At 71.6% G+C, this 26,765-nt stretch carries 26 protein-coding genes; 16 read left to right on the forward strand and 10 right to left on the reverse strand.

From position 1 onward, the window contains the following. The first annotated feature begins 58 nt into the window (after window positions 1–58). Window positions 59–1,396 (forward strand): M14 family metallopeptidase, encoded by a 1,338-nt coding sequence (locus ACFWNV_RS06780; protein WP_383941588.1) that lies wholly within the window; start codon window positions 59–61, stop codon window positions 1,394–1,396. Between the two features lie 84 nt (window positions 1,397–1,480). Here the strand turns inward: ACFWNV_RS06780 and ACFWNV_RS06785 are convergent, their stop codons facing one another. The 3 genes from ACFWNV_RS06785 to ACFWNV_RS06795 form a co-directional block, all read right to left on the reverse strand. Continuing rightward, a complete protein-coding gene (locus tag ACFWNV_RS06785; RefSeq protein ID WP_383941590.1) occupies window positions 1,481–3,340 on the reverse strand; it encodes a serine/threonine protein kinase in 1,860 nt (619 codons plus the stop codon). 164 nt (window positions 3,341–3,504) lie between these two features. Further along, complete coding sequence (locus ACFWNV_RS06790) at window positions 3,505–3,918, reverse strand: RidA family protein (RefSeq protein WP_383941592.1); 414 nt, start codon at window positions 3,916–3,918, stop codon at window positions 3,505–3,507. After that, window positions 3,915–4,688: an IclR family transcriptional regulator gene (locus ACFWNV_RS06795; protein WP_383941595.1), complete on the reverse strand. Its 774-nt coding sequence runs from the start codon at window positions 4,686–4,688 to the stop codon at window positions 3,915–3,917. The genes ACFWNV_RS06790 and ACFWNV_RS06795 overlap by 4 nt, the downstream gene beginning before the upstream one ends. 155 nt (window positions 4,689–4,843) lie before the next feature. On the opposite strand from ACFWNV_RS06795, the gene ACFWNV_RS06800 reads away from it, so the two are divergent. The 6 genes from ACFWNV_RS06800 to ACFWNV_RS06825 all read left to right on the forward strand — a co-directional run bounded on the left by ACFWNV_RS06800 (window position 4,844) and on the right by ACFWNV_RS06825 (window position 11,002). Beyond that, complete coding sequence (locus ACFWNV_RS06800) at window positions 4,844–6,121, forward strand: amino acid deaminase (protein WP_383941598.1); 1,278 nt, start codon at window positions 4,844–4,846, stop codon at window positions 6,119–6,121. A gap of 3 nt (window positions 6,122–6,124) precedes the next feature. Next, on the forward strand, window positions 6,125–7,711 hold the full coding sequence (locus ACFWNV_RS06805; RefSeq protein WP_383941601.1) for an amidohydrolase family protein: 1,587 nt from the start codon (window positions 6,125–6,127) through the stop codon (window positions 7,709–7,711). Between the two features lie 31 nt (window positions 7,712–7,742). Then, entirely contained in the window at window positions 7,743–8,753 is a 1,011-nt protein-coding gene (locus ACFWNV_RS06810; protein ID WP_383941604.1) for a YdcF family protein, read from the forward strand. Window positions 8,754–8,819: 66 nt separating this feature from the next. Beyond that, complete coding sequence (locus tag ACFWNV_RS06815; RefSeq protein WP_243340661.1) at window positions 8,820–9,005, forward strand: hypothetical protein; 186 nt, start codon at window positions 8,820–8,822, stop codon at window positions 9,003–9,005. Window positions 9,006–9,131: 126 nt separating this feature from the next. Further along, the gene (locus ACFWNV_RS06820; RefSeq protein WP_383941608.1) at window positions 9,132–9,614 is read left to right on the forward strand and encodes a nitroreductase/quinone reductase family protein; all 483 of its coding nucleotides are present in this window, start codon (window positions 9,132–9,134) and stop codon (window positions 9,612–9,614) included. Between the two features lie 140 nt (window positions 9,615–9,754). After that, window positions 9,755–11,002: an MFS transporter gene (locus ACFWNV_RS06825; RefSeq protein ID WP_383941611.1), complete on the forward strand. Its 1,248-nt coding sequence runs from the start codon at window positions 9,755–9,757 to the stop codon at window positions 11,000–11,002. A 1-nt stretch (window position 11,003) separates the two neighbouring features. Here the strand turns inward: ACFWNV_RS06825 and ACFWNV_RS06830 are convergent, their stop codons facing one another. Then, window positions 11,004–11,663 (reverse strand): TetR/AcrR family transcriptional regulator C-terminal domain-containing protein, encoded by a 660-nt coding sequence (locus ACFWNV_RS06830; protein ID WP_383941614.1) that lies wholly within the window; start codon window positions 11,661–11,663, stop codon window positions 11,004–11,006. Window positions 11,664–11,754: 91 nt separating this feature from the next. On the opposite strand from ACFWNV_RS06830, the gene ACFWNV_RS06835 reads away from it, so the two are divergent. Then, window positions 11,755–12,426, forward strand: a complete 672-nt coding sequence (locus ACFWNV_RS06835; protein ID WP_383941617.1) for a DUF4386 domain-containing protein — start codon at window positions 11,755–11,757, stop codon at window positions 12,424–12,426. A 21-nt stretch (window positions 12,427–12,447) separates the two neighbouring features. On the opposite strand, the gene ACFWNV_RS06840 is transcribed toward ACFWNV_RS06835, so the two are convergent. Further along, window positions 12,448–12,939 carry a hypothetical protein gene (locus tag ACFWNV_RS06840; protein ID WP_383941620.1) on the reverse strand — a complete coding sequence of 164 codons (492 nt, stop codon included), beginning with the start codon at window positions 12,937–12,939 and terminating at the stop codon, window positions 12,448–12,450. A gap of 123 nt (window positions 12,940–13,062) precedes the next feature. Further along, window positions 13,063–13,539, reverse strand: a complete 477-nt coding sequence (locus ACFWNV_RS06845; protein ID WP_383941623.1) for a macro domain-containing protein — start codon at window positions 13,537–13,539, stop codon at window positions 13,063–13,065. A gap of 262 nt (window positions 13,540–13,801) precedes the next feature. Between ACFWNV_RS06845 and ACFWNV_RS06850 the strand changes: the two genes are divergently transcribed. From ACFWNV_RS06850 to ACFWNV_RS06860, 3 genes are all read left to right on the forward strand, one after another. Continuing rightward, the gene (locus tag ACFWNV_RS06850; protein WP_383941626.1) at window positions 13,802–15,064 is read left to right on the forward strand and encodes a PTS transporter subunit EIIC; all 1,263 of its coding nucleotides are present in this window, start codon (window positions 13,802–13,804) and stop codon (window positions 15,062–15,064) included. Window positions 15,065–15,066: 2 nt separating this feature from the next. Next, complete coding sequence (locus tag ACFWNV_RS06855; protein ID WP_383941629.1) at window positions 15,067–15,327, forward strand: DeoR family transcriptional regulator; 261 nt, start codon at window positions 15,067–15,069, stop codon at window positions 15,325–15,327. 340 nt (window positions 15,328–15,667) lie between these two features. Then, window positions 15,668–16,879, forward strand: coding sequence for a pyridoxal phosphate-dependent aminotransferase (locus tag ACFWNV_RS06860; protein ID WP_383941631.1), 1,212 nt, complete (start codon window positions 15,668–15,670; stop codon window positions 16,877–16,879). Window positions 16,880–16,951: 72 nt separating this feature from the next. On the opposite strand, the gene ACFWNV_RS06865 is transcribed toward ACFWNV_RS06860, so the two are convergent. Then, complete coding sequence (locus ACFWNV_RS06865) at window positions 16,952–17,593, reverse strand: biliverdin-producing heme oxygenase (RefSeq protein WP_383941634.1); 642 nt, start codon at window positions 17,591–17,593, stop codon at window positions 16,952–16,954. Beyond that, window positions 17,590–18,720, reverse strand: a complete 1,131-nt coding sequence (locus ACFWNV_RS06870; RefSeq protein WP_383941637.1) for a polyprenyl synthetase family protein — start codon at window positions 18,718–18,720, stop codon at window positions 17,590–17,592. The genes ACFWNV_RS06865 and ACFWNV_RS06870 overlap by 4 nt, the downstream gene beginning before the upstream one ends. Window positions 18,721–19,009: 289 nt before the next feature. Between ACFWNV_RS06870 and ACFWNV_RS06875 the strand changes: the two genes are divergently transcribed. After that, the gene (locus tag ACFWNV_RS06875; protein ID WP_383941640.1) at window positions 19,010–19,405 is read left to right on the forward strand and encodes a hypothetical protein; all 396 of its coding nucleotides are present in this window, start codon (window positions 19,010–19,012) and stop codon (window positions 19,403–19,405) included. Window positions 19,406–19,552: 147 nt separating this feature from the next. Here ACFWNV_RS06875 and ACFWNV_RS06880 read toward each other — a convergent pair whose 3' ends face one another. Next, on the reverse strand, window positions 19,553–20,116 hold the full coding sequence (locus ACFWNV_RS06880) for a hypothetical protein (protein ID WP_383941643.1): 564 nt from the start codon (window positions 20,114–20,116) through the stop codon (window positions 19,553–19,555). A 143-nt stretch (window positions 20,117–20,259) separates the two neighbouring features. On the opposite strand from ACFWNV_RS06880, the gene ACFWNV_RS06885 reads away from it, so the two are divergent. From ACFWNV_RS06885 to ACFWNV_RS06900, 4 genes are read left to right on the forward strand one after another with little or no spacing between them, the layout of a single operon-like run. Then, entirely contained in the window at window positions 20,260–21,339 is a 1,080-nt protein-coding gene (locus ACFWNV_RS06885) for a hypothetical protein (RefSeq protein ID WP_383941646.1), read from the forward strand. A gap of 12 nt (window positions 21,340–21,351) precedes the next feature. After that, window positions 21,352–22,536, forward strand: a complete 1,185-nt coding sequence (locus ACFWNV_RS06890; protein WP_383941650.1) for a toxic anion resistance protein — start codon at window positions 21,352–21,354, stop codon at window positions 22,534–22,536. A gap of 5 nt (window positions 22,537–22,541) precedes the next feature. Continuing rightward, on the forward strand, window positions 22,542–24,161 hold the full coding sequence (locus ACFWNV_RS06895) for a substrate-binding domain-containing protein (RefSeq protein ID WP_383941653.1): 1,620 nt from the start codon (window positions 22,542–22,544) through the stop codon (window positions 24,159–24,161). Further along, entirely contained in the window at window positions 24,148–24,780 is a 633-nt protein-coding gene (locus ACFWNV_RS06900) for a hypothetical protein (protein ID WP_383941656.1), read from the forward strand. The genes ACFWNV_RS06895 and ACFWNV_RS06900 overlap by 14 nt, the downstream gene beginning before the upstream one ends. Before the next feature lie 91 nt (window positions 24,781–24,871). Here ACFWNV_RS06900 and ACFWNV_RS06905 read toward each other — a convergent pair whose 3' ends face one another. Then, window positions 24,872–26,713, reverse strand: a complete 1,842-nt coding sequence (locus ACFWNV_RS06905; RefSeq protein WP_383941659.1) for a phosphoenolpyruvate carboxykinase (GTP) — start codon at window positions 26,711–26,713, stop codon at window positions 24,872–24,874. Window positions 26,714–26,765 lie beyond the last annotated feature (52 nt).

Raw genomic sequence — 26,765 nt, forward strand, 5'->3', positions numbered from 1 at the left:
TGAGAGCACGCTGTGCGCGTCCGCACGGCTACCCCCACACTCCCACCCAGGAGAACGCATGCGGCTCCACCACCGCCGAAGGGCCGCCGTCACGGCGGCCCTTCTCGCGCTCGCGCTCGGCGCACCCGCCTACGGCCTGAGCGCGACGGCAGCCCCGCCGCCCACCCCGTCGACCGCCACCCAGGACGAGGCGATCGCCCAGTACGAGATCCAGGGCCCGGCCACCGCGGCCGAACGCACCGCCCTGCTCCGTACCGGTGTCTCCATCGACGAGGTGGACGCCCGCTCGGTCGTCGTCAGCGCCGACCCGATGCAGGCCGCCAAGCTGCGCGCCCTCGGCTACGAGCTGACCGCGCTGCCCGGACCGCCGGACCGGCGCGACCAGCGCGACATCGCCGCCGGGATCAACGACTTCCCGTCGAAGGACGCGCTCTACCACAACTACGCCGAGGCGAGCGCGGAGATCAACCAGCGCATCGCCCAGTACCCGACCCTCATGAGCAAGCAGGTCATCGGGAAGTCGTACGAGGGCCGGGACCTCGTCGCGATCAAGATCAGCGACAACGTCGGCACCGACGAGGCCGAGCCCGAGGTGCTCTTCACCGCGCACCAGCACGCCCGCGAGCACCTGACCGTCGAGATGGCCCTCTACCTGCTCAAGGAGTTCGGCTCCAAGTACGGGACCGACTCGCGCATCACCAACATGATCAACGGCCGCGAGATCTGGATCGTCCCGGACCTCAACCCCGACGGCGGCGAGTACGACATCGCCTCCGGCTCGTACCGCTCCTGGCGCAAGAACCGGCAGCCGAACGCCGGCTCCTCCTACGTCGGCACGGACGAGAACCGCAACTGGAACTACAAATGGGGCTGCTGCGGCGGCTCCAGCAGCAGCAAGAGCTCCGAGACCTACCGGGGCGCGGCCGCCGAGTCGGCGCCCGAGGTGAAGGTGGTCTCGGACTTCGTGCGCAGCCGGGTGGTCGGCGGCAAGCAGCAGATCAAGGCCGCCATCGACTTCCACACGTACAGCGAGCTCGTGCTGTGGCCCTTCGGGTGGACGTACAACGACACCGCGCCCGGACTGACCGCCGACGACCTGGCCGTGTACAAGAAGATCGGCACCAGCATGGCGGCCAGCAACGGCTACACGCCGGAGCAGTCGAGCGACCTGTACATCACCGACGGGACCATCGACGACTGGCTGTGGGGCAACCAGAAGATCTTCGCCTACACCTTCGAGATGTACCCGACGGACTCCGGCAGCAGCGGCTTCTACCCGCCGGACGAGGTCATCGACCGCGAGACCGTCCGCAACAAGGAGGCGGTGCTGCAGCTCCTGGAGAACGCGGACTGCATGTACCGGTCGATCGGCAAGCAGGCGCAGTACTGCCCGTAGCGCCCGCAGGACCGATCACGTGAACCGGGGCGCCCCACCGCCAGGGGGGCGCCCCTCCGCGTGCGCCGCGGCCGGCGGCTCCGGCTAGTCCTTCTTCGCTTCCTCGGCGTTGCGCCAGATCTGGAGGTCGAGGGAGATGTAGCGGCTCGCCTCCTTCGAGCCCGACTTGCCGCGGAAGGTCGCCAGTGCGATGTGCCCCGCATCGCTGAGGACGCAGACCTGCGAACCTTCCGTGAGCTGGTCGAGGCCGATCTTCTCGGTGAAGCGGGTCACCGCGCGGCAGGTCTCCAGGGAGCCCTTCTCCGCGTTGTTCAGCAGGACCAGCTTCCCGTTCGCGCTGCCGAACTTCTCGTCGCCGAACATGGAGTCGCGGTAGTAGTAGAGGTCCCCGCCGTCGTACATCACTCCCCCGCCGCCCTCCTTCTTGGCCGGGCGCGGCGGATTGTCGGCGAGCATCAGCTGGTGGTTCTCGGGCACGTCAATGCCCTTGTACGAGACCGGCTGCGGGTCGGTCTGCTGCTTGGACCCGCCGGGCTGGGCGCTCCCGCTCGCCCCGCCCTTGGGCTGCGCGCCCGCATCGCCCTTGTCGGAGTCGGGCAGCAGGGACCCGAGGACGGCGAGCCCGATGACCGCGCCCACCACGGACAGGGTCACGATCAGCCCGGTCCGCCTGGGCTTGGCCGGGGCGGGCGGGTAGGTGGGCTGCGCGTACCCGCCCGGCTGCGCGTAGGTGGGCTGCGTCGCGAACCCCGGCTGGGCGTACGAGGGCTGCGGACGCGGGGGCTGCGGGTACCCGGGCTGCTGGTACCCGGGCTGCGGGTACGAGGGCTGCGCGTACGGCCGCGGCGTCCCGTAGCCCGGCGGCGGCGTATGCGGGCCGGGCTGCGCCGGGGCGGCGTGCGTCGGGGCGGCGTGCGTCGGGGCGCCGGCCAGGCCGGTGGGGGTGTAGCCGGGCGCGGCGGCGGGCGGCTGCGCCGAGACCTCCGTCGGCACCGGCGCGGCCGGCCGCGGCGGCGGGGTGGGCGCCGGGGCGGGCAGCAGCTGGACCCGCTCGGTGATGGAACCGGCGACCGCGCGCGGCAGCCAGTCCTCGCCCTGACGCAGCGGCTCGGCGCCCGCGGCTTCGTTGCACAGCGCGATGACCTCGGTCAGCGACGGGCGGTCGGCCGGGTCGCGGCTGAGGCAACGGGTCACCAGGGGCCGCAGCTCCTCGGGCAGCCCGCCCAGCTCGGGGGCCTCGTGCACGATCCGGTAGAGCACCGCGTGCGAGGGCCCGTCGCCGTAGACGGAGGAGCCGATCGCGGCGTAGGCGGCGATCTGGCCGAGGGCGAATACGTCGGTGGCCGGGGTGATCGTGCCCGCAGAGGCCTGTTCGGGCGCCATGAACGCCGGGGTGCCGATGCTGACGCCCGTGCTGGTCAGGGCGGTGGTGTCGGCGGCGCGGGCGATGCCGAAGTCGATGACGCGCGGGCCGTCGGAGGCGAGGAGGACGTTGGCGGGCTTCAGGTCGCGGTGGACGATGCCCGCGCCGTGGATGACGGTCAGGGCCTCGGCGACCCCGACGGCCAGCAGCAGCACGCTGCGCGGCGGCAGTGCGCCGTGGTGGGCCACGGCGTGCGCGAGGGAGGGCCCGGGGACGTAGGCGGTGGCCAGCCAGGGCTGGGCCCCCTCGGTGTCGGAGTCGATGACCGGGGCGGTGTAGAGCCCCTGGACCCGCTCGGCGGACCGCACTTCCTGCTGGAAGCGCCGCCGGAACTCGGGGTCCTCGCCGAACTCGGACCGGATCACCTTGATGGCGATGGGCCGGCCGCCGGGCGTGTACGAGAGGTACACCTTGCCCATCCCGCCCGCCCCGAGCACCGCGGCCAGCCGATAGCCGCCCACGACCTCAGGGTCGTCCGCCTTGAGCGGTTGGAAGATGCCTGGCGAAGGTGCGCTGCTCATGGAGGATCCGTCCCTGCTAGCGGCGTCCCGGCCCCCGCCGGCGCCCCGAAGTCACCCGTGAGGGTACCCAATGCGCGGCGGCCGACCGCCCCCGGACCGCGTTCCCGACGACGGGAGTTGGCAGCACGCGATGCTGCCTGCCCCCGCCGGCCGGTACACGCCGGCTAGGCGTCGAGCACCGCGAGGGCGTCGATCTCGATCAGGAGGTCGCCGGGGAGGCCCACGTACACCGTGGTGCGGGCGGAGGGGGCGGCCTTCAGGTTCTGCTCCTCGAAGTAGGCGTTGTAGAGCTCGTTCATCTCTTCGAAGTGCGTGGTGTCGGTGAGGTAGACGCGCAGCATCATCACGTCGTCCCAGGTGGCGCCGCCCGCTTCCAGGACGGAGCGGACGTTCTCCAGCGTCTGGAGGGTCTGCTCGCGCAGGGTGGGGCCGGCCGGGGTGGGCTCCTGGCCGTCCACGTGCGGCAGGAAGCCGACCTGGCCGGCGACCTGGAGGATGTTGCCCTTGCGGACGCCGTGCGAGAACTTCGCGGGCGGGTCGGTGTGGGTGGCGGGGACGATCGCGATCTTGTCGGTCATGGCCTGTCTTCTTCCTGTTCCTGTACGGGGCCCGAGCCTGAGTACTCGCGGCCGATGGCGTCGGCGGTCTGCCGTACGAGCGGGAGGAGTTCGATCAGCCCCACGACGGAGAGGACCACGCCGGGGGCGGAGAGGGACATCGCGGCGACCACGCGGCCGTCGGGTCCGCGGACGGGGGCGGCGAGGCAGTTCAGGGACTCCTCGTGGCCGCCGATGTCGGTGGCCCACCCCTGGGCGCGTACGAGGTCCAGCTCGCGCAGGTACGCGGCGGCGTCGGGGGTGGAGCGGGAGGTGTAGGCGGGGTAGTCGATGCGCGCGGCCAGGGCCCGGCGCTCCGCCTCCGGCAGATCGGCGATGAGCAGCTTCGCGACGGCGGCGACGGTGAGCGGGACGGGCCGGCCGATGCGCGAGTACATCCGGACCGCGTAGCGGCTGTCGACCTTGTCCACGTAGACGACCTCGTCGTCCTGGTGGAGGGCGAGGTGCACGGTGTGCCCGGTGATCCGGTTCAGTTCCAGCAGGTGCGGGTGCGCGACCTCGCGCACGTCGAGGTTCTCGATGGATTCGGCGGCCAGCGCGAAGAGGGAGGCCCCGAGCCGGTAGCGCCCGTCGCCCTGCCGGTACACGAAGCCGTGTTCCTGGAGGGTCCGCAGCAGCCGCAGGGCCGTGCTCTTGTGCACGGCGAGCACCTCGGCGACCTCGCCGAGCCCGGCCGGGCCCTTGGCCAGGGCGGGCAGGATGCGGAGCGCCCGCTCCACCGACTGGCTCACTCCGCGTACCTCCGTAGGGAACCCGGACCCGTTGACCCGTCGTCATCCGGGATGTTAGACAGCATGCAGCGGTGCACGCAACGACTGTTGCACTGTACGCAACAACTGCAATGCCTCGTACGCAACAACCGCAATGCCCCGGGAGGCACACACACATGCCCAGCGACCCCGTCCAGGCCCTCGCCCAGGAGCCGGTGGACCACCGGTTCAAGGGCCTCCCCCCGGACGCCGGACAGGCGGGCCTCACCGTGGGAGAGCTGACCGCCCAGCGGCGCAGCCTCTACACCGGCGGGTTCACGACACCAGTACTCACCCTCGACGCCGAGGCGCTGAGCCACAACCTCGCCGCCCTCGGCACCTACGCCGCGCGCCACGGCCTGGCCTTCGCCCCGCACGGCAAGACCTGCATGGCCCCGCAGCTGTTCCGCCGTCAGCTGGAGCACGGCGCCTGGGGCATCACGGCCGCCGTCCCCCACCAGGCGCGCGTCTACCGGGCGTTCGGCATCGGGCGGATCTTCCTCGCCAACGAGCTCGTCGACGCCGCGGCCCTGCGCTGGGTGGCCGCCGAGCTCGCCGCGGACCCCGGTTTCCGCTTCGTCTGCTACGTGGACTCCGTGCGCGGGGTCCGGCTCATGGACCGGGCCCTCCAGGGCCAGTCCCAGCAGGTCGACGTGGTCGTCGAGCTCGGCGCCGGGGAGGGCGCCCGCACGGGGGCCCGTACCGACGAGGACTGCCGGGCCGTCGCCGACGCGGTGGCGGGCACCGACACCCTGCGCCTGGTCGGCATCGCCGGGTACGAGGCGGAGGTGCCCGGCGCCGACCCGGACTCCGTGCACGCCTACCTGCGCCGGCTCACCGGCCTGGCCGTGGAGTTCGACAAGGCGGGACGGTTCGAGGGAGCGGAGGAGATCATCGTCAGCGCCGGCGGCTCCGCCTGGTTCGACGCCGTCGCGGACGTGTTCGCCGAGCTCCCGGAGCTCTCCCGGCCGGTCCTGAAGCTGCTGCGCTCCGGTGCGTACGTCTCCCACGACCACGGCTGGTACACCCGGCTCACCCCCTTCAACCGGATCCCCGAGGAGGGCGGCCTGCGCCCCGCCTTCCGGCTCTGGACGCAGGTGGTCTCCCGCCCCTCCCCCACCCAGGCGTTCGTCAACGCCGGCAAGCGGGACATCGCCTACGACCTGGGGCTGCCCGAGGCCGAGCTGGTCCGCGACCCGCTCACCGGCGCCGAGCGCCCGGCCACCGGGATCCGGGTCCTCAAGCTCTCCGACCAGCACGCCTGGCTGGAAACCGACTCCGCCGAGGACGTGCAGGTCGGCGACTGGGTGGCGCTGGGGATGTCCCACCCGTGCACGATCTTCGAGAAGTGGCCGCTGATCCCGGTGGTGGAGGCCGACGGCACGGTCACCGAGTACGTCCGGACGTTCTTCTAGCCCATGGACCTGGTCATCCGCGGGGCCCGCGTCGTCGACGGCACGGGCGGGCCCTCCTACACCGCCGATATCGCCGTCCACGAGGGCCGCATCGCCGAAGTGGGCCACCGGATCGCGGGCGGCGGGCGGCACACGCTCGACGCCCGCGGCCTCGCCCTGGCCCCCGGCTTCATCGACATGCACGCCCACAGCGACCTGGCCCTGCTGCGCGATCCCGACCACGGCGCGAAGGCCGCCCAGGGCGTCACCCTCGAAGTCCTCGGCCAGGACGGCCTGTCCTACGCCCCCGTCGACGACCGCACGCTCACCGAGGTGCGGGCCGCCATCGCCGGCTGGAACGGCACGGGCGAGGACATCGACTTCGACTGGCGCACGGTCGGCGGATACCTGGACCGGCTGGACCGGGCCCACGGCGGGCAGGGCATCGCCGTCAACGCCGCCTACCTGATCCCCCAGGGCACCGTCCGCGCGCACGCCGTCGGCTGGGGCGACCGCCCCGCCACCCCCGCGGAGCTCGACCGGATGCGGAACATGGTCGCCGAGGGGCTCGCGCAGGGCGCCGTCGGCATGTCCTCCGGACTCACCTACACCCCGGGCATGTACGCGTCCGGCGCCGAACTGAGCGAGCTGTGCCGGGTGGTGGCCCGGTACGGCGGCTACTACTGCCCGCACCACCGCTCGTACGGCCGCGGCGCCCTGGCCGCCTACGCCGAGATGGTCGAGCTGACCCGCGAGGCCGGCTGCGCCCTGCACCTGGCGCACGCCACGATGAACTTCGGGGAGAACGAGGGCCGGGCGGGCGAGCTGCTCGACCTGCTCGACGGAGCCCTGGCCGGCGGCGCCGACATCACCCTCGACAGCTACCCGTACACCCCCGGCTGCACCACCCTGGTCGCCCTGCTGCCCAGCTGGGCGAACGAGGGCGGCCCCGGGGCGGTCCTCGCCCGCCTCGCCGACGACACCGAGGCCGAGCGGATCCGGTACGCGCTGGAGGTGGAGGGCGCCGACGGCTGCCACGGGGTCCCCGTCGACTGGTCGACGATCGAGATCGCCGGGACCACGGATCCGGCCTACGGGGCGTACGTCGGCACCCGCGTCCCCGACTGGGACACGGCCCGGGCCCTGCTGCTGGGCGACCGGCTCGGGCCGAGCATCCTGCAGCACGTCGGGCACGAGGAGAACGTCCGGGCGATCATGCGCCACCCGGTCCACACGGGCGGCTCGGACGGCATCCTCCAGGGCGCGAAACCGCATCCGCGGGCCTACGGCACCTTCCCGCACTACCTCGGGCACTACGTGCGCGAGCTGGGCGTGCTGTCCCTGGAGGAGTGCGTCGCCCACCTCTCCGGCCGTCCCGCCGCGCGGCTGCGGCTGCCGGACCGGGGGCTGGTGCGGGTCGGGCACCGGGCCGACCTCGTCCTCTTCGATCCGCTGACGGTCGCGGCCGGCTCTACGTACGAGCGCCCGCGCGCGCTGCCGTACGGGATCCCGTACGTCCTGATCGACGGTCGTTTCGTCGTACGGGACGGGCGCAGGACGGACGTCCTGGCCGGCCGGGCCGTCCGTCGCACACCGCACGAGGGCCGCTGAACAGGCGTATTCCACACTTACGATGAGCGGCATGTACGCCTTCGTACCCGCCGCCCTCTTCCTCGTCCTCTTCGGCGTGAGCGTCCGGGAGGACCGCCGACGCTTCCGCAACGCGGTCTACCTGGGCCTCACCTTCATCTTCACCTCGCTCGGCCTGCTCTTCCAGGTCGGACACCTGCCGCCCGTGCTGGCCGAGATCGTGATCCTGGCGGTCTTCCTGGTGCCCACGGTCGGCACGCTCGCGCTCGGCGTCTTCCTGATCAGCAATGGTCTGACGATGGTCCGCAAGGAGGGCCGGCGGCCGGGCAACCTGCTGTCCTTCGCCGCGGGCGTGGCGATCTTCCTCCTCATCGCCTTCGTCTTCGTGGCGGCCGACACCGGACCGCCCGCCGTGGACGCCGTGGTGGCCGGGGTGGTCCTCCTCACCGCGTACGTCTCCTTCCTCTTCCTCTGCTTCCTGGCCTACGCCTACCTCTACGGCCGGATCAAGGTGCGCGGGGACGTGGACTACGTGGTGATGCTGGGCTCCGGCCTGATCGGCGGCGACCGGGTCCCGCCCCTGCTGGCCTCGCGGCTGCGCAAGGGGCAGGAGATCCACGACGCCCAGATCGCGCGGGGCGGCCGGGCGCCGCTGATGCTCGCCTCGGGCGGCAAGGGGACGGACGAGAAGGTCGCCGAGGCGCGGGCGATGGCGGACTGGCTGATGGCGGAGGGCGGCGTGCCCGAGGAGCACCTGCGGCTGGAGGACCGCTCCCGCACGACGGAGGAGAACCTCCTGTTCAGCCGGACGATCATGGAGTCGGAGGACCCCTCCTACCGCTGCGTGGTGGTCACCAACAACTTCCACGCCTTCCGCGCCGCGATGATGGCCCGCAAGGCCGGGGTCAACGGGCAGGTGCTCGGCTCGCCGACGGCGAAGTACTTCTGGCCGAGCGCGACGATCCGCGAGTTCGTGGCCGTGTTCTGGGAGCACAAGATCGCCAACCTCAGCATCTGCGGCGCCATCGTCGCCCTGACGGCGGCGCTGGCGCTGTCGACGTGACGTCGAGGTGCGTTCATGGGGGCGCGGCCGGAGTATGGGGCCAGGGGGACACAGCAGGAGGTAGCCATGGACAGTGAATCGGACCAGCAGCCCCAGCGCCCCGCCCACCTCTACACGGGGTCGGAGCACCCCTTCGACCCCGAGGACCTCGTCATGGCGCGCGGCCAGGACGTCACTCCGGAACGGGTCGAGAAGGCTCGCAAGCTGATCGAGAAGGAAGGCGCGCGAGCGCTCGAACGCTACCTCCCGTAGGTGGGCCCGGAGCGGGGCGGACCGGCGCATCGGCCCGCCCCCGAGGTGCGCGCGGGCCGATGCGCATCCAGAATCGATGGATGCTCGTTAGCCCGCGCGGGGGCCGATTCCGAAGGGACGACAACGATGCGCGCCCAGGCCGCTTCCCACGCCCACTCCGCCCCGTCCACGACCGTCGACTGGGACCACCCGGCCGACCCGCCGGCGCCGGAGCTCTCCACGCACGTGCGCGCGTACGTGGACAGCTCCGGCGCCGACGGGCACCTGTGGCACGGGGTACCGACGCTCCTGCTGACCACCCTCGACCGGCTCTCGGGCCGGCCCGTCCGCACCCCGCTGATCTACGCGAAGGACGACGGCCGCCACATCGTCCTGGCCACCGCGGCCGACGGCACGCCCGGCGTCCCCTCCTGGTACCGCAACCTCACCGCCCACCCCGAGGTCCGCCTCCAGGTCGGCGCCCTGACCGCGCAGGTCCGCGCGCGCACGGCGACCCCGGCGGAGCGGGAGACGTACTGGGAGGCCATGACCGCCCTGTGGCCCGCCTACGAGGACCACCAGGCGGCGGCCGCACCCCGCGAGATCCCGCTGGTCATCATCGAGCGCTGACCCCCCGCGGCCGCAGGGGCCTCAGCCGGTGACCGCGATGCGGCCCTCCTGGCCGGGGTCGGAGAGGTGCTTGGCATCGGCGTCCACGAAGCGGATGCGCCAGGAGCCGAGCGGTGTGATCAAATCTCCGGATGATCCGGATGATCACACCCCCCGACCGTGCCCGCGGCGGTACCGCCCGCCTCTGGGCGGCCAGTGCGCTGTCCTCGGGGTCGACCTGGGTCATGCAGATCAGCCTGTTCATCCAGGTGCTGCAGGAGTCCTCCCCCGCCAGGCTCGCGGCCGTGGAGCTCATCGGGACCGTGCCCGCGCTGGCGTTCATGATGGTGGCCGGCACCCTCGCGGACCGGTTCGACGTGCGGCGCCTGGCCGTCGGCTCGATGGTCGCGCAGGCCGTCTGCGTGCTCGGCATGGCCCTCTTCCTCGACCACGGGATCTGGATCACCGCCGCGTTCTACGGGCTCCAGGGCCTCGGCAACACCCTCTGGCCGCCGGCCCGTCAGCAGTGGCTGTACGGGGTGGTGGCACCGGAGTCCCGGCCCGCGGCCAACGCCCGGCTGGCATCCGTCTCGGGCACCATGACCGTCGTCGGCGCCTCGCTCGGCGGTGCGCTGGCCGGCTGGAGCCCCGTCGGCGCGATGGCCGTCGCGTGCGTGCTCCAAGTACTGGCCGTCGTACCGCTGCTGGCGCAGTCCCGGCGGCCGATGCCGTACGCGGAACCTGCGGGGGTGCTCGCGCGTGAACCGATGCGCAAGGAGCTGACCGCGGGTCTGCGGGTGCTGCGCGGGCTGCCGCTGGCGCGCTCCGTCGTCTGGATCGGCATCGCCTGGGGCTGCATCGGCGGGGCGTACGACATCCTGCTCGCCGCCTACGCCACGGGCCGTCTGGGCGGCGGCGGGGCGGTGTTGGGCTCGCTGTACGTGGCGGACGGGGTCGCCGTCATCCTCGGCACGGTGCTGGCCGCGCGGATCGTGGTCCGCCGCCACCTGGCGGCGTACACCGCGGCCTACGTGTTCCAGGGGCTGGCCTGGGGGGCCTTCTTCCTCGCGGGGCATCCCGTCCTGGCCGTGGCGCTGCTGGGCGTGATGCGGCTGGCCAGCGGCGTCATCATCGCCCTGGACACCACCGTCCTGCTGGCCACCGTCCCCGCAGCGGTGCGCGGGCGGGTCTCCAGCCTCCACATGACCACGTACGGGGCGATGGCCCGCGTCTCGCTGGCCCTGTTCGGCGGCCTCCTCGCCGTCAGCGACGTCCGCACCGTCGGAGTCTGCACCGGCGCCGCCTCGGTGGTCCTCGGCCTCCTCTGGTGGTGCCTGCGCGACCGGGAGACCCAGCGCACCTACCCGGCGGCGGTGGCCGCGCGCGAACCGGCCGCCGCAGCCGCCTGATCTACCGCGCGGAGGTCCAGCCGCGGTGGCGGAGGCCTTCGAAGCCGTCCAGGAGGAGGTCCAGGGCGAACTCGAACTCGAACTGGTCGTCGCAGCCGCCGCCCCCGACCGTGGAGCCCTCGTCGTGGGCGGCCGTCGCGGCCAGTTCCGCGATGTGCGGGAAGCGGGCCGCCAGGGCGGGGTCCGGCGGGCCGGCGGGGCCCGAGGTGTCGAACAGTTCCTGGCTGAAGCCGAGCAGGCGGCTGCCCATCGCGTGCATGACGTGGTGCGTGAGGTCGGCGGAGAGGCCGCCTTCGCGGAAGGTCCCGGCCATCGAGTCCAGGTAGGCCAGTACGGCCGGGGTGGGGCCGGTCCGCGATTCGATGACCCGGGCCGCCCAGGGGTGGCGCAGCAGGACCCGGCGGGCCGACAGGATCCGGCCGCGGACCACGCGCCGCCAGTCGGGGCCCGCGGCCGGCGGGTCGATCTCGCCGACGACGGCGTCGGTCATGCCGTCGAGCAGCTCCTCCTTGTTGGCCACGTGCTTGTAGAGGGCCATCGGTACGACGTCCAGCTCCTGCGCGAGCCTGCGCATGCTGAGCCCGTCGATGCCGGTGGCGTCCGCGAGCGCGACGGCGGCGCGCAGGACGCGGTCCCTGTTCAGGGGGATGCGTTGCTTCACCTTGACGAGTGTACGCCGTACACCTATGGTCGCTGCCAGGTGTACGGCGTACACCTCCATCGAGCGAGATCGAGCGAGGGGTGCCGAGAAGATGAGTCCCGACCGGAGAACCGCGGTGGCCGCCGGGCTGCTGTTCCTGCTGACCGAGGTCTCCGCGATAGCCGGGGCGGTGCTCTACCGACCCCTGCTCGGCGCGGCGGACGGCGCGCTCCCGCAGGGCGCCGACACCCGGGCCCTGCTCGGGGCCCTGTGCGAGGTGGTGCTCGTGGTGGCGGTGGCCGGCACCGGGGCGGCCCTGTTCCCCGTCCTGCGGCGCCACGGCGAGGGGCTCGCGCTCGGGTACGCCTTCGGACGGCTGCTGGAGGCGGCCCTCATCGCCCTCGGGATCGTCTCCGTCCTGGCGCTCGTCACCCTGCGGCGGACCGCGGGGGCGCCGGACGGCGCCGACACCGCACTGGTGGCCCTGCACGACTGGACGTTCCTGCTCGGCCCGAACATCGCCCTCGGCCTGAACACCGCCCTGCTCGCGTACGTGACCTACCGCGCCCGCCTCGTCCCGCGCCCCATCGCCCTGCTCGGCCTGATCGGCGGCCCCCTGATCTGCGCCTCGGCGGTCGCCGTGACGTTCGGCGCCTACGACCAGCTCTCCCCCGCGGGCGCCGCCGCCGCCCTCCCGGTCCTCGCCTGGGAACTGGCCCTGGCCACCCGCCTGCTCGCCAAGGGCTTCACCACCCAGCGGCCCGGGTCGGGGACGGCCTACTAGGCCGCCCCCGGTCTCCCCGTCCTACTGCTCCTCCTCGGCGGCGGCCCTGCCCTCGCCGGCCATGAACCGCCAGACCAGGGCGTGGCCCAGCACGATCAGGCCGATCAGCATCAGGGCCTCGGCCTGGATGGGGCGCAGCCCTGCCGGGTCGGCGAGTTCGGGGAAGGCGCCGACCACGGCGATCAGGGCGTAGAGCAGGGTGGCGGCGGCCTGCTGCCAGGTCAGGAAGCGGTCGCCGCGCACCCGGGCCAGCAGCCGCAGGGTGGACGCGCAGCCGATCACCGCGAGGACGACGAAGGCCGCCCGCCAGACCTGCGGCTGATCCGTGCCGCCGACCTGGGCGAACAGGCCCATCAGGGCGGGGAGCAGGAAGGACAGGTAGATCCCGCCGACGACGCGCCGCTGTGCGGGGTCGCGCATCCAGTCGTGGTGGCTCTGGACGACGTTCCACCACAGGCCCACCAGGGTGAAGCAGGTGGCGGAGAAGAGGGCGTAGAAGGTGCTCACATCCATGGAAGACGAGCGTGGCACCCTCCACGCCCCTCACCACCACCCCACGCCCACGACCCGTCCCACCCACCCGGTATGGACCAGACCCGCCCCCTCCGGACCGCCCGACCGCCGGGACCCGACGGCCTAGCCGAAGTCGTACACCGTGACGGGTATCCCCTTCGCGCACAGACCGTCGCGGATCAGCGGGTCGATGCGGGACCACGTGCCGCCCGCGAGGCCGCAGCCGATGCGGGGCATGTGGACGGAGGCCCCCAGCTCGGTGGCGTGGGTGGCCAGGAGTGCGAGACAGCGCTCGATCGCCTCGTAGCGGACGGGCGGGCCGCCGCTGCCGGTACGTATGCCGTGCTGGCCCACCATGTTCGCGACCCAGGTGTCCGGGCGGACCTGGACGAGCTGTACCGCGCCGAGCGCGAAGTCGTTCCCGCTGCGGCCCCTGTGCCAGGCCCGGTACGCGGCCTCCGGCTCGCTCCAGCGCTTCGACAGCGCGAGGACGAAGCCCTTTCCCCAGCCTCCGAGGTCGTTGCAGACGTGCGCAATGATCTTCGGCCCCCGGGCCTGCGGACTGGTCGCGTCCCCCCGGATGATCGTCGGCTCATCCATGCGGATCGATCCCCCCTTTCCCCTGCCCCGAAGGTATCCGGACCCTCTGACATCGCCGGAAGGCATGTGCTTCGGGGGGCTTGAGACCTCACCCTTTGGGTCCTAGGTCCGCAGTCTGTTCGACCATGGGTTTATGTGGTTTTAACCGTGTTACAACTGGAACATCGCGCTGCAAATAGCGCATTTTCCTTAGCTGTTGCCCAGCCCACACAAGCGCTGCCTGCCTTGGCAACACACCCCGTTTCCTCTGGAGGAAGCAACCGTGAGTACAGCCGAGCAGACGGCCACGTCTGCCAAGAAGAACTCCGCCGCCATGGCGGTCATGCAGCGCCTCGGCCGCAGCCTGATGCTGCCGATCGCCGTGCTGCCGGCCGCCGCGCTGCTGATGCGCTTCGGCCAGGAGGACATGCTGGGCAGCGCGAACCTGCCGGGCTGGTGCAACGAGATCGCCAAGTACATGGCCGCCGGCGGCAACGCGATCTTCAACAACCTGGCGCTGCTCTTCGCCGTGGGCATCGCGGTCGGCTTCGCCAAGAAGGCCGACGGTTCCACCGGCCTCGCGGCCGTCGCGGGCTACCTCGTCTTCTCGAACGTGCTCGGCACCTTCACCGACGGCAACGTCCCGCAGATCGAGAAGGTCGTCGACCACCAGGTCGCCCTGGTCAACGCCCCCGTCAACGCGGGCGTCCTCGGCGGCGTCGTGATGGGCATCGTCACCGCCCTGCTGTACCAGAAGTTCTACCGGACCAAGCTCCCCGACTGGGCGGGCTTCTTCGGCGGCCGCCGCCTCGTCCCGATCCTGTCCTCCTTCTCGGGCCTGGTCATCGGCATCGTGATGGGTCTGATCTGGCCGGTCCTCGGCAAGGGCATCCACGGCTTCGGCGAGTGGCTGGTGAACTCCGGCGCCGTCGGCGCGGGCATCTTCGGTGTCGCCAACCGTGCGCTGATCCCCGTCGGCATGCACCACCTGCTGAACTCCTTCCCCTGGTACCAGGCCGGTGAGTTCGACGGCAAGCACGGCGACATCGCCCGCTTCCTCGCCGGCGACCCGAGCGCCGGACAGTTCATGACCGGCTTCTTCCCGATCATGATGTTCGCCCTCCCGGCGGCCTGCCTCGCCATCACCCACTGCGCGCGCCCCGAGCGCCGCAAGGTCGTCGGCGGCATGATGTTCTCCCTCGCGCTCACCGCCTTCGTCACGGGCATCACGGAGCCGATCGAATTCACCTTCATGTTCATCGCCCCGGTCCTCTACGCGATCCACGCGGTCCTGACCGGTGTGTCCATGGCCTTGACCTGGGCACTCGGAATGAAGGACGGCTTCGGCTTCTCGGCCGGCGCGATCGACTTCGCCCTCAACCTCGGCATCGCGTCCAACCCGTGGGGCCTGGCCGGCATCGGGCTCTGCTTCGCGGCGCTGTACTACTTCATCTTCCGCTTCGCGATCACCAAGTGGAACCTGCCGACCCCGGGCCGCGAGTCCGACGAGGAGCTCGCCGAGATCCTCAAGACCGAGGCGAAGTAACCGTGCCCGCCACGCAGCGCACTCCCGGACAGGGAACGCCTTGCGGGGAGCGGCGCGAGCTGATCGCGGGAGCGGTACGGGCCAGGGGCCGGGTCCGGGTCGCCGATCTCGTACGGGAGCTGGGCGTCAGCCGGATGACCATTCACCGGGACCTCCAGCACCTGGACGCCCAGGGCCGGGTACGACGGATCCGCTCCGGCGCGACCACGCCGCCCGCCACGGGCGACATGGCCACCACGGCCACCACGGCCGACACGGCCTGAGCACCACCCCGAAAGCGGGGGCGGGGCACCACCGACCGACCGGTGGCGCCCCGCCCCTTTTCGCGTACTCGCGCGCTCTCGTACTCGCGCCGCGGCCCACTGCCGCGCACCGCGGACACCTTGGGACCCGGCAGGGTGACGAGCGCAACACCGGTCCGGCCCCCTCCGCCCGGCCCACCCATTCCGCAGGTCGGAGCGCGGCGGTGGCCCCGGTTTCCAAGGGCTCGTGGCGCCCGTACCCAAGCTTTGCGCGAAAGGGGACATATCGGTCCGCGGTGCGCCCTTCGGCTCCGGGTCAAATAGCGGGGCGCGCCCGCATCCGGACCCGTAAGCTCCCGTCATGCAGGTGATCCAGTCAACGAAACTCGCCAATGTCTGCTACGAGATCCGCGGCCCCGTGCTCGAAGAGGCGATGCGGCTCGAAGCAGCAGGTCATCGCATCCTCAAGCTCAACACCGGCAACCCCGCGGCCTTCGGCTTCGAGTGCCCGCCGGAGATCCTTGAGGACATGCTCCGCAACCTGGGCAACGCCCACGGCTACGGGGACGCGAAGGGCCTGCTCTCGGCGCGCCGTGCGGTCATGCAGCACTACCAGACCAAGGGCATCGACCTGGACGTCGAGGACATCTACATCGGCAACGGGGTCTCCGAGCTGATCCAGATGTCGATGCAGGCGCTGCTCGACGACGGCGACGAGGTGCTCGTCCCGGCGCCGGACTACCCGCTGTGGACGGCCTCCGTGAGCCTGGCCGGCGGTACCGCCGTGCACTACCGCTGCGACGAGCAGTCCGACTGGATGCCGGACCTCGCCGACATCGAGCGCAAGGTCACCGACCGGACCCGCGCGATCGTGATCATCAACCCGAACAACCCGACCGGCGCCGTCTACGGCGACGAGATGCTGCGCGGGCTCACGGACATCGCGCGCCGCCACAACCTGGTCGTCTGCTCGGACGAGATCTACGACCGGATCCTCTACGACGGAGCCACGCACACCAACACCGCCGCCATCGCGCCGGACCTGCTGACGCTCACCTTCAACGGGCTCTCCAAGAACTACCGCGTCGCCGGGTACCGGTCCGGCTGGATGGCGGTGTGCGGGCCCAAGAAGCACGCCTCGTCGTACATCGAGGGCCTGACGATCCTGGCGAACATGCGGCTCTGCGCCAACATGCCCTCCCAGCACGCCATCGCCACCGCGCTCGGCGGCCGGCAGTCGATCAACGACCTGGTACTGCCCGGCGGGCGGATCCTGGAGCAGCGCGACACCGCGTACGACCTGCTGACGCAGATCCCCGGCATCACCTGCGTGAAGCCCAAGGGCGCGCTGTACCTGTTCCCGAAGCTGGACCCGTCCGTCTACAAGATCAAGGACGACCGGCAGATGGTCCTCGACCTGCTGCGCGAGGAAAAGATCATGGTCGTGCACGGTACGGGCTTCAACTGGCCCGAGCCCGACCACTTCCGCATCGTGACCCTGCCCAACGCCAAGGACCTCGCCGACGCGGTCACCCGGATCGGCAACTTCCTCGACGGCTACAGCCAGCCGTAGGAGCACGCAGAAGCTGAACGGCCCCCGCCCGCAGCCCCGTAGACACGGGCCGCGCGCGGGGGCCGCGCCGTTCTACGGGGCTGCGGGCAGTCCGGTGGACAGCGCCACGGAGATCGCGGCGACGTGGTGGTAGGCCCGCGCGGTGGCGGTGAGCACCCGGTCCTGCTCGCCCGGACCGGCGAGCGCCCCGTTCAGCCGCGCCGTGAAGCCGGCCCAGCGCTCGCGGTCACCGCTGGCGTAGTACGCCACGCCGTCCGTGTCGCGCAGCCCGTAGGCCTCGGCGACGTACCGGCGCAGGATCATGCCGCCGAGCGTGGAGCCCTCCAGTACGTAGAGGAACCCGAGCAGGGCCAGGGGGTCCGAGGCCACGGCGCCGCGGATCTCGCGCGCGAAGGCCTCCGCCGCCGCGGCCGCGGTGGACGCCGGGAACACCCCGTCCTCGGCGAAGTACATCAGGTCGCGGTCGATGCAGGGGAGCTTGACCAGGTCCGCCGACCACACCGAGGCGACGCACGGGTCGGTGGCGCGGGAGAGTGCGCCCTCCAGCGCCTCCAGGACCGTGCGGTAGGCGGCGAGCTGGTCGACGTACCGGTCGAGCGGGAGCGTTCCGGCGAGCATGGCGCGGGAGAAGGGCGTGCCCTCCAGGTCCTCGTGCCAACCGCGGGTGCTCGCCCGTATCCGCTCGACCACCGTGTGGCCTTCCGTGGGGCTCATGCGTCATCACCCTTCAGCAGCGTGGCGTGCAGTCGGTCGATGAGGTGGCCCTTGCGTTCGATCGTCACGTCGAAGTAGCGGGCGCTCTCCTCGGAACGGCACACCCCGCGCACCGCCTCCATCGAGGAGCGCTTCAGCTCCACCGCCTGCGCCGCGAGGCGCAGGAGCGTCTCGCGCAGGTCGGGGTGGCCGAGCACGAACTCCTTCAGCCGCGCCCCCACGAGCTCGCCCGACGCGCGCAGGTCCGCGGGGGCGGAGTCGAGCAGTTCGAGGAAGACCCGGTTGCTCAGCTGACCGAAGTCCTCGTGGGTGTTGCGACCCCCGAACTCGGGCACGAAGTCGGTCAGGTCGTTGAACAGCTGGCTGGCCAGTCCCAGGTCGCGCATGGCCTCGTCCAGGACCCGCCGCTCGTCCTCCACGACGCCCAGGGCCGCCACCGCCGCGTCCAGCGGCATCCAGAACAGCGTGCCCGTCTTCAGCGCGGCCATCGACTCCCAGAAGGCGATCCGCTCGCCGAGGGGCGCGGCCACCAGCTCGGCGCGGGTGAGCGCGGTGCGCGTGGAGACGTCGACGGCCTGGCCCGTGAGGCCCCGGCGGACCGACTCCAGCAGGCTCTGCACCACGGCCGGCTCGGCCGCGTGCTCCAGCGCCGCGGTGATCAGCAGGGAACCCGTGTTCAGGGCGAGCGGGATGCCGTGGGTGACGTGCAGGGCGGGCTCGCCGTAGCGGATGCCGCTGCCGTCCTGGATGTCGTCGAGGGCGACCGCGGCCTTCAGCAGCACGCGCACCGCCACGGCCGCACGGCGGACGGCGGCCAGGTCCGCCGCGGTGGCCTCCTCGCCGGCCCCTCCGGGGAAGCCCCGGTAGTTGCGGTAGGCCCAGAACACCATCGAGGGCCGCAGCGGGGCCCGGCCCGCGGGCGCTCCCGCGGTGGGCGCCAGCGCCTCCTGGCCCACCTTGGAGCCGACCGCGTCCGCGACCGGCCCGTACAGGGAACGCCCCAGCACCGCGTCGTACAGCGATACCGACCCGGACGAGCCCGGACCAGGCCGCGCGGGCGCGGTGGTCAACGAGGCCAGAAAGGCCGCCAGGTCTTCCTCCAGGAGCGCCGCATCGCTCCTGACCACTGCCTCTACCTCTACCTCTACCTCTACCCCTACCTCGGATATGCCCGACCCATTCGACACGCCTGACATGTCCCCAACCCCTGCCATACCCACCCACTCTGAACATCACGAACGTCGGCCCGCAATGGGTTCACCAGTACGGATACCGAAAGCAGCAGCGTGATCGCGCTCCCCGGCCACCACAAGGTGGATTCGAGACACATTCAACCCGACACACGTGAACGAGATTGAACTCAACTTTAGAACGGATCCAATGTAGGATGGTCTCCTGACCACGCAGGAGGCCTCCATGTACGAGCCGATTCGCACCAAGGCGGTCGACCCCCGCATAGGCGCCCACCGCAGCGACTACCCGCGCAGCAGCCGCGCCGAAGCCCTCGACATCCAGCTCGCCGGGCACCTCGCCGCGCTGCTCACCGTGACCGACGAGCTCGGCCTCGACGAAGCCGCCGCCGGAATCGCCGCCCAGGTGACCCGCCTGCGCGGCTCCCAGCCCGCCCGCGCGCCCCGGCGCGCCGGCCGGGAGCCCGGAGCCGAGGCCGCCGCGCTGCACCAGCGCGCCCACGATCTTGCCGCCCGCGCCCTGCTCGTCGCCGCATCCCGCGCCGACACCACGGTCGCGATCCTCGCCGCCGAGCGCATGGACGCGCACGCCGCCGCGCTCGACCTCGTCGGCGCCCACTGACGGCCCCGGTCCGGGGCCGCGGAGGCTCCGGACCGGGCGCCACACCCTGCGGGGCTTGAACCCGCACCCCTCTCCGCCCGCACCCGTACGCCCCTGCGGCCACACCGCCCCTGCACGGCGGGGCCGGGCCCTGCGGGGCTTTGTCCCCTACCCGCCCTTCGCCCGTTCCCCGGGCTCCGCCCGGACCCGCGCCTCAAACGCCGGCGGGGCTGAGGATGCCCATCCAGCCTCGCCGGCGTTTGAGGCGTGGGGTCTGGGGCGAAGCCCCAGGGAACGGGCGAAGGGTGGGTCCGGGGCAAAGTCAACAGCGGCGATGCCGCACCAAGGCGTCGCAGCCGGAGGCCAGACCGGACCGACGGCCTCCGCTCGCTCCATCGCAGCCGGGCGGACACCCGGGACCTTCAGCAGTACCTGCGGGCCCATCGCGGACCGGTCCGGGCCCGGCGCCGCAGGCTGCTCGCGGAACTCCACCGTGACCACGTAAGCCCCCGGCTCCGGGAAGCCGTTGACCGCCTCGACGGAGGCGACCACGCGCCGGCTCGTCGGGTCGATCCGGCAGCCGGTGATGCGTACGTCGTCCGGCGCGGCCCCCACCGGCCGCCCCGCGGGCCGCCCGCCCGCCCACACGTACAGCCCCAGCGGGGCGAAGACCAGCAGTCCCGCCACGAACACCAGGGCGACCAACCAGCCCTGCCACTTCAACGCGCTCACGCCCATGACACGATCCTCCCGGCCGCCCGCCCCGCTCACCAGCACCCGCGGGCCCACACAGCATTTCGAAGTGGGACCGCCTCGTCACCTCGCATTCACTCAACTCCGCGCGGAATGTGGGTTTCCGCGAGCACTCTGCACCCGTGAGACGCATCCTAGGAATCGCCCTGGCGATCCTCCTGGTGGGCGGCGTGATAGCCGCCATCGCCATCGGAGGAAAGAAGCCGGAGGGCACGGCAACGAAGACCGTGCGTGGCGTCATCGGTTCGGAGAAGTCCGAGTTCTTCCGCGACCCCGACGTCGTCAAGGCCCTTGCGGACAAGGGCTACACCGTGAAGACCGAAACCTCGGGCTCCTGGGCGATGGACCAACTCGCCCTGAAGGAATTCGACTTCGCCTTCCCCAGCAGCAGTGAGCCGGCCACGGAGATCGAGGCGGCGGCCGGGGTGAAGGGCGCTCAGAACAGCAAGCCCTTCTTCTCCCCGCTCGTGGTCATCGCCCGCGCCAACGCCGCCAAGGTCCTCGCCGACCACGGCCTCGCGAAGACGACCGGCAAGAACACCGGCACCCTCCTCCTCGGCCCCTTCCTGAAGGCCGCCGCCGAGGACAGGACGTGGCAGCAGCTCCAGGGCGGGACCAGCGCCTACCCCGAGCTGGCGGGCACGGTGTTCGTCAAGACCACCGACCCCACCACCTCCAATTCGGGCGCGCTCTTCCTCGCCACCGCCTCGAACGTCGCCAACAACGCGACCGTCGTCTCCGACGACGCCGGCATCGAGCGGACCGCACCCCTGATGAAGAAGCTGATCTCCGTCCAGGGCGCCCTGGAGCAGAGCACGGACGACCCCTTCCGCTCCTTCATCAGCGGCAGCGGCGAACCGCTGATCCTGGCCTACGAGTCCCAGGTGGCCAGCCTGCTCCAGCAGAAGCAGAATCCGGGCGACATGGTGGTGCTCTACCCCGACACCACCGTCAACTCCCCGCACACCTTCGTGCCGATCAGCGAGAAGGCCAGGGAGCTCGGCTCCCTGCTGGCCACCGATCCGAAGCTGCGCTCGCTCGTGGTCCGCCACGGGTTCCGGCCGACGGAGGGGGTGGCGGAGTTCACGACCGCCACCGCGCCGCACACCGCGTACCTCAACCCGGGACTGACCGGCATCCGCCAGGTCGGCGCACCGACCGTCAAGGTCCTGATGGCGCTGGCCGCGCGCGCCAAGGGATAGGGGGACCACACCATGACACTGACACCACCTGAAGACAGCCCGCTCGTGCTCACCGCCCCCGAACCCGTGGCCCCCGTCAAGCGGGAGCAGGCCTCCGGCCTGGTGCCGCTCCAGGACGGGGTGCGCGAGGAGATGGCCCGCCGGGCCGGGGAGTACGTCGGCTCGCTGGCCGGGATCGACAGCCGCTCCCCCGAGTTCGCGACCCGCATCGGGGAGATCACCGGCCTCGGCGCCGCCGACATCCGCGGCGCCGCCCAGCAGTCCAACCGCATGCTGGAGCGGGCCGTGCGCTCCCTCGGCACGGACGGTGGCGGCGACGCCCAGGCCCGTGTCGCGGGCTCGCTCGTCGAACTGCGCCGCACGGTGGAGGACTTGGATCCGAGCGAAGGCACCACCAAGGGAGTGCGCAAGCTGCTCTCCAAGCTGCCCGGCGGCAACAAGTTCCGCGACCACGTGGCCAGGTACGCCTCCTCGCAGACCACCCTCAACCGGATCGTCGGCGCGCTGCGCGGCGGCCAGGACGAGCTGCGCCGCGACAACGCCGCCCTGCACACCGAGCGGGCCCGCCTGTGGGAGACCATGGGCAAGCTCCAGGAGTACGCGGTGCTCACCGAGGCCCTGGACGCGGCCGTCGAGCAGCGGATCGCCGGCCAGAGCGATCCGCAGCAGGCCGACGCACTGCGCGTGGACGTGCTGTTCCCGGTACGGCAGAAGCACCAGGACCTGCTGACCCAGCTGGCCGTCTGCGCGCAGGGCTACCTGGCGATGGACGTGGTCCGGCGCAACAACGAAGAGCTGATCAAGGGCGTCGACCGGGCCGCTACGACCACGGTGTCCGCGCTGCGGATCGCCGTGATGCTGGCGCAGGCCCTGAACACCCAGGGCGAGGTGATCAAGCAGATCAACACCCTGCGCGACACCACCGAGGGCCTGATCCGCGGCAATGCGGAGATGCTGTCCACGCAGAGCGGGGAGATCCAGCGGATCGCCGCCGACCCGGCCGTGGGCGCGGAGACGCTGCGGACGGCCTTCGCCCAGATCTACAAGACGCTCGACACCATCGACACCTTCAAGGTGCAGGCGACCGAGAGCATGGCCGCCACCGTGGAGTCCCTGACCGGCGAACTCCAGCACGCCTCCGCGTACCTGGCGCGCACCCGTACCGCGAGCGCCCTGGAAGGCGGTAACGACCGATGAACGGCATGAGCATCCGCAGCGCCGTGATGCGCAGACGGCTCGCCGCGGCGGTGGCCCTCGCCGCCACCCTGCTCGGGGCGAGCGCGTGCTCGGAGAACCCCGACCACCCGAAGCCGAAGCAGACCGCCTACCAGGAGGGCAAGCTCCGCATCCTGGCCTCCAGCGAGCTGTCCGACATGGACGAGGTGCTGAAGGCCGCGAAGGCCGCCACCGGGGTCGGCGTGGAGCTGACCATGTCGGGCACCCTCGACGCGGTCGAGCAGATCGCCTCCGGCAAGGCGGACGGCACGTACGACGCCGTCTGGCTGTCCTCCAACGACTACCTGCGGCTGCGGCCCGAGGCCGCGGGCAAGCTGTCGAGCGAGACCCCGGTGATGTCCTCGCCCGTCGCCCTCGGCGTGAAGCCCGAGGCCCTGGCGCGGCTCGGCTGGAAGCCCGAGTCGGTGACCTGGTCGGCGGTCCACGAGGCCGTGACCGCCGGGAAGCTGACGTACGGGATGACCGACCCGGTGCGTTCCAACTCCGGTTTCTCCGCACTGATTTCGGTGGCCTCCGGCCTCTCCGGCGCACAGGCGGCGCTGACCGACGCCGACGTGGCGAAGGCGCAGCCGATGCTGAAGGGGTTCTTCACCGGGCAGAAGCTGACCTCGGGCTCCTCGGGCTGGCTGGCCTCGGCGTACACCCAGCGCGGGGACGTGGACGCGCTGGTGAACTACGAGTCGGTGCTGCTGTCCATGAACCGGGACGCGAAGACGGACCTGACGGTGATCCGGCCGCTCGACGGCGTGGTCACGGCCCACTACCCGCTGACCCTGCTGACCTCGGCCCCGGCCGGGGCCCGCGAGTCGGGGCGGGCACTGACCGAGTACCTGCGGGGCACCGAGGCGCAGAAGGCGATCACCGAGCAGACCTTCCGGCGGCCCGTCGCGGCCGGGGTGACCCCGGCGGCCGGGCTGAACCCGGACAAGCGGCGCGAGCTCCCCTTCCCGGGCACCCGGTCGGTGGCGGACGGTCTGCTGGCCAGTTACGAGAACGAACTGAGGCGCCCCTCGCGCACGGTGTACGTGCTGGACACCTCGGGGTCGATGGCCGACGAGGACCGGATCGGCCGGCTGAAGTCGGCGCTCACCGACCTGACGGGGACCGGGAGTTCGGGCACCGGGGAGCGGTTCCGGGACCGCGAGGAGGTCACGCTGCTGCCCTTCGGCGACAAGGTGAAGAAGGTCCTGACGCACACGGTCGAGCCGGGCAACGCCGGACCTGCCCTGGACGCGATCCGGGGTGACGTGAAGTCGCTGCGGCCGGACGGGGGCACGGCGATCTACAGCAGCCTGGAGGCGGCGTACCAGCAGCTCGGCAAGGGCAACGCGGAGGCCTTCACCTCGATCGTGCTGATGACGGACGGCGAGAACACCGCGGGCGCCGGCGCCAAGCAGTTCGACGCCTTCTACGCGGGGCTGCCCGAGGCGCAGAAGCACACCCCGGTCTTCGCGGTGCTGTTCGGCGACTCGGACCGCAAGGAACTCGCCCACATCACCGAGCTGACCGGCGGGCGGCTCTTCGACGCCACCGACGGCAACGGTTCGCTGGACGGAGCCTTCGAGGAGATCCGTGGCTACCAGTAGGGCTACCGGCAGGGCTCTCGGCCCGCGTCTCCTCACCTACGTCGAATCGAAGAAGAACCTGGCCGGCAGCGCCTGCGGGCTGGTCGGGGTGGCGCTGACCCTCACCGGGGTGGCCGGCACGTACTGGCCGCTGGTGGTCGCCGGGCTGTACGGGGCGGGCGCGCTCGTCGCCCCGCCGGAGGTGCCGGCTCCGCCGGTGCCGCCGGAGCCCGCCGAGCAGCTGGGCTTCGTACGGGAGGACTTCGCGCGGCTCCAGGAGTACGTCGGCGAGGTGGACCTGCCCTCGGAGCCCGCCGGGGTGCTGACCGGGCTGCTGGACCTGTACGCGGCGATGCTGGAGCCGGGCTGGGTGGCGGGCGTGCTGGCCGCCGACCCGGAGGCGGTGCACGCGCTGACCCGGGCCATCCGCACGGACGTGCCGGAGTGCGTGGACACCTACAACCGGACCCGGTGGTGGACCCGGCTGACGGCGGGCGGCGAATCGCCCGAGCGCCACCTGGAGCGGCAGCTGACGCTGCTGCGCGAGGAGGCGGAACGCATGACGGCGGACCTCCGTGAAACGGAGGCCCGCCGTCAGCAGACGCACACGACCTATTTGGAAGGCCGCAGGGAAACCTAGATCGGGGAATCCCGCGTCAGCCCGTGGCCGGGGACAGCCGGCCGCAGGAGTTCGGTGGTGCCGGTCGCCCGGCGGGGGGAGGGACCGGGGATCAGCCCAGGCGCTCGACGAGCGCCTCGTACTGGTCCCACAGTTCCTTCGGCGTGTGGTCGCCGTAGGTGTTCAGGTGCGCCGGGACCAGGGAGGCCTCGTCGCGCCAGACCTCCTTGTCGACCGTGAGCAGGAACTCCAGGTCGGCGGCGGGCAGGTCCAGGCCGTCGGTGTCGAGGGAGGCGACGGTCGGCAGGATGCCGATCGGGGTCTCCACGCCCTCGGCGGCGCCGTCGAGGCGCTCGACGATCCACTTCAGGACGCGGCTGTTCTCGCCGAAGCCGGGCCACACGAACTTGCCCGCGTCGTTCTTGCGGAACCAGTTCACGTAGTAGATCTTCGGGAGCTTGGCCTGGTCCTTGTCCTTGGCCACGTCGACCCAGTGGCCCATGTAGTCGCCCATGTTGTAGCCGCAGAACGGCAGCATGGCGAAGGGGTCGCGGCGCAGCTCGCCGACCTTGCCCTCGGCGGCGGCGGTCTTCTCGGAGGCGATGTTCGAGCCGATGAAGACGCCGTGGTTCCAGTCGAAGGACTCGGTGACCAGCGGTACGGCGGAGGCGCGGCGGCCGCCGAAGAGGATCGCGGAGATCGGGACGCCCTTGGGGTCCTCCCACTCGGGGGCGATCGTCGGGCACTGCGAGGCCGGGACGGCGAAGCGGGCGTTGGGGTGGGCCGCCGGGGTGTCGCTCTCCGGGGTCCAGGCGTTGCCCTTCCAGTCGATCAGGTGGGCGGGCGCCTCTTCGGTCATGCCCTCCCACCAGACGTCGGAGCCGTCGGGGGTGAGCGCGACGTTGGTGAAGACGGTGTTCGCGTACATGGTCTTCATGGCGTTGGCGTTGGTGTGCTCGCCGGTGCCGGGGGCGACGCCGAAGAAGCCGGCCTCGGGGTTGATCGCGTAGAGGCGGCCGTCCTCGCCGAAGCGCATCCAGGCGATGTCGTCGCCGACGGTCTCCACGGTCCAGCCGGGGATGGTGGGCTCCAGCATGGCGAGGTTGGTCTTGCCGCAGGCGGAGGGGAAGGCCGCGGCGATGTACTTGGACTCGCCCTGCGGCGGGGTGAGCTTGAGGATCAGCATGTGCTCGGCGAGCCAGCCCTCGTCGCGGGCCATGACGGACGCGATGCGCAGGGCGTAGCACTTCTTGCCGAGCAGGGCGTTGCCGCCGTAGCCCGATCCGTAGGACCAGATCTCGCGCGTCTCGGGGAAGTGCGAGATGTACTTGGTGGTGTTGCACGGCCACGGCACGTCGGCCTCGCCCGCGGCGAGCGGGGCGCCGAGGGTGTGGACGGCCTTGACGAAGAACCCGTCGGTGCCGAGCTCGTCGAGGACGGCCTGGCCCATGCGGGTCATGGTGCGCATGGCGACCGCGACGTAGGCGGAGTCGGTGATCTCGACGCCGATCGCGGAGAGCTCGGAGCCCAGGGGGCCCATGCAGAAGGGGACGACGTACATCGTGCGGCCCTTCATGGAACCGCGGAAGATCCCGCCCTCTTCGCCCTTGCCCGCGAAGAGCTCCTTCATCTCGGAAGGGGCCTTCCAGTGGTTGGTCGGGCCCGCGTCCTCCTCCTTCTCGGAGCAGATGAAGGTCCGGTCCTCGACGCGCGCGACGTCGGAGGGGTCGGAGGCGGCGTAGTACGAGTTCGGGCGCTTGGCCGGGTCCAGCTTCTTGAAGGTGCCCTTGGAGACGAGCTCCTCGCAGAGGGCCTCGTACTCGGCCTCCGAGCCGTCACACCAGACGATGCGGTCAGGCTGGGTGAGGGCTGCGATGTCACCGACCCAGGACACGAGCTCCTGGTGCTTGGTGGGGACGTCGGAAGTGGTGCCAGCCGCGATGTCGCGCGCCACGATCGCTCCTTGTTGAGGGGTTTGATTTGTGATTGCCCCGTGGGGGCCGCGA

This window comes from Streptomyces sp. NPDC058401 (assembly GCF_042722885.1).
Classification (GTDB): domain Bacteria; phylum Actinomycetota; class Actinomycetes; order Streptomycetales; family Streptomycetaceae; genus Streptomyces.

Coding starts and splice junctions, on each gene's coding strand:
- ACFWNV_RS06810 (WP_383941604.1), top strand. CDS start 7,743: ATGTACGCCTTCGTACCCGCCGCCCTCTTCCTCGTCCTCTTCGGCGTG.
- ACFWNV_RS06865 (WP_383941634.1), bottom strand. CDS start 17,593: ATGAGCCCCACGGAAGGCCACACGGTGGTCGAGCGGATACGGGCGAGC.
- ACFWNV_RS06820 (WP_383941608.1), top strand. CDS start 9,132: ATGCGCGCCCAGGCCGCTTCCCACGCCCACTCCGCCCCGTCCACGACC.
- ACFWNV_RS06825 (WP_383941611.1), top strand. CDS start 9,755: ATGATCACACCCCCCGACCGTGCCCGCGGCGGTACCGCCCGCCTCTGG.
- ACFWNV_RS06805 (WP_383941601.1), top strand. CDS start 6,125: ATGGACCTGGTCATCCGCGGGGCCCGCGTCGTCGACGGCACGGGCGGG.
- ACFWNV_RS06790 (WP_383941592.1), bottom strand. CDS start 3,918: ATGACCGACAAGATCGCGATCGTCCCCGCCACCCACACCGACCCGCCC.
- ACFWNV_RS06890 (WP_383941650.1), top strand. CDS start 21,352: ATGACACTGACACCACCTGAAGACAGCCCGCTCGTGCTCACCGCCCCC.
- ACFWNV_RS06835 (WP_383941617.1), top strand. CDS start 11,755: ATGAGTCCCGACCGGAGAACCGCGGTGGCCGCCGGGCTGCTGTTCCTG.
- ACFWNV_RS06800 (WP_383941598.1), top strand. CDS start 4,844: ATGCCCAGCGACCCCGTCCAGGCCCTCGCCCAGGAGCCGGTGGACCAC.
- ACFWNV_RS06860 (WP_383941631.1), top strand. CDS start 15,668: ATGCAGGTGATCCAGTCAACGAAACTCGCCAATGTCTGCTACGAGATC.
- ACFWNV_RS06840 (WP_383941620.1), bottom strand. CDS start 12,939: ATGGATGTGAGCACCTTCTACGCCCTCTTCTCCGCCACCTGCTTCACC.
- ACFWNV_RS06845 (WP_383941623.1), bottom strand. CDS start 13,539: ATGGATGAGCCGACGATCATCCGGGGGGACGCGACCAGTCCGCAGGCC.
- ACFWNV_RS06875 (WP_383941640.1), top strand. CDS start 19,010: ATGTACGAGCCGATTCGCACCAAGGCGGTCGACCCCCGCATAGGCGCC.
- ACFWNV_RS06785 (WP_383941590.1), bottom strand. CDS start 3,340: ATGAGCAGCGCACCTTCGCCAGGCATCTTCCAACCGCTCAAGGCGGAC.
- ACFWNV_RS06895 (WP_383941653.1), top strand. CDS start 22,542: ATGAGCATCCGCAGCGCCGTGATGCGCAGACGGCTCGCCGCGGCGGTG.
- ACFWNV_RS06780 (WP_383941588.1), top strand. CDS start 59: ATGCGGCTCCACCACCGCCGAAGGGCCGCCGTCACGGCGGCCCTTCTC.
- ACFWNV_RS06815 (WP_243340661.1), top strand. CDS start 8,820: ATGGACAGTGAATCGGACCAGCAGCCCCAGCGCCCCGCCCACCTCTAC.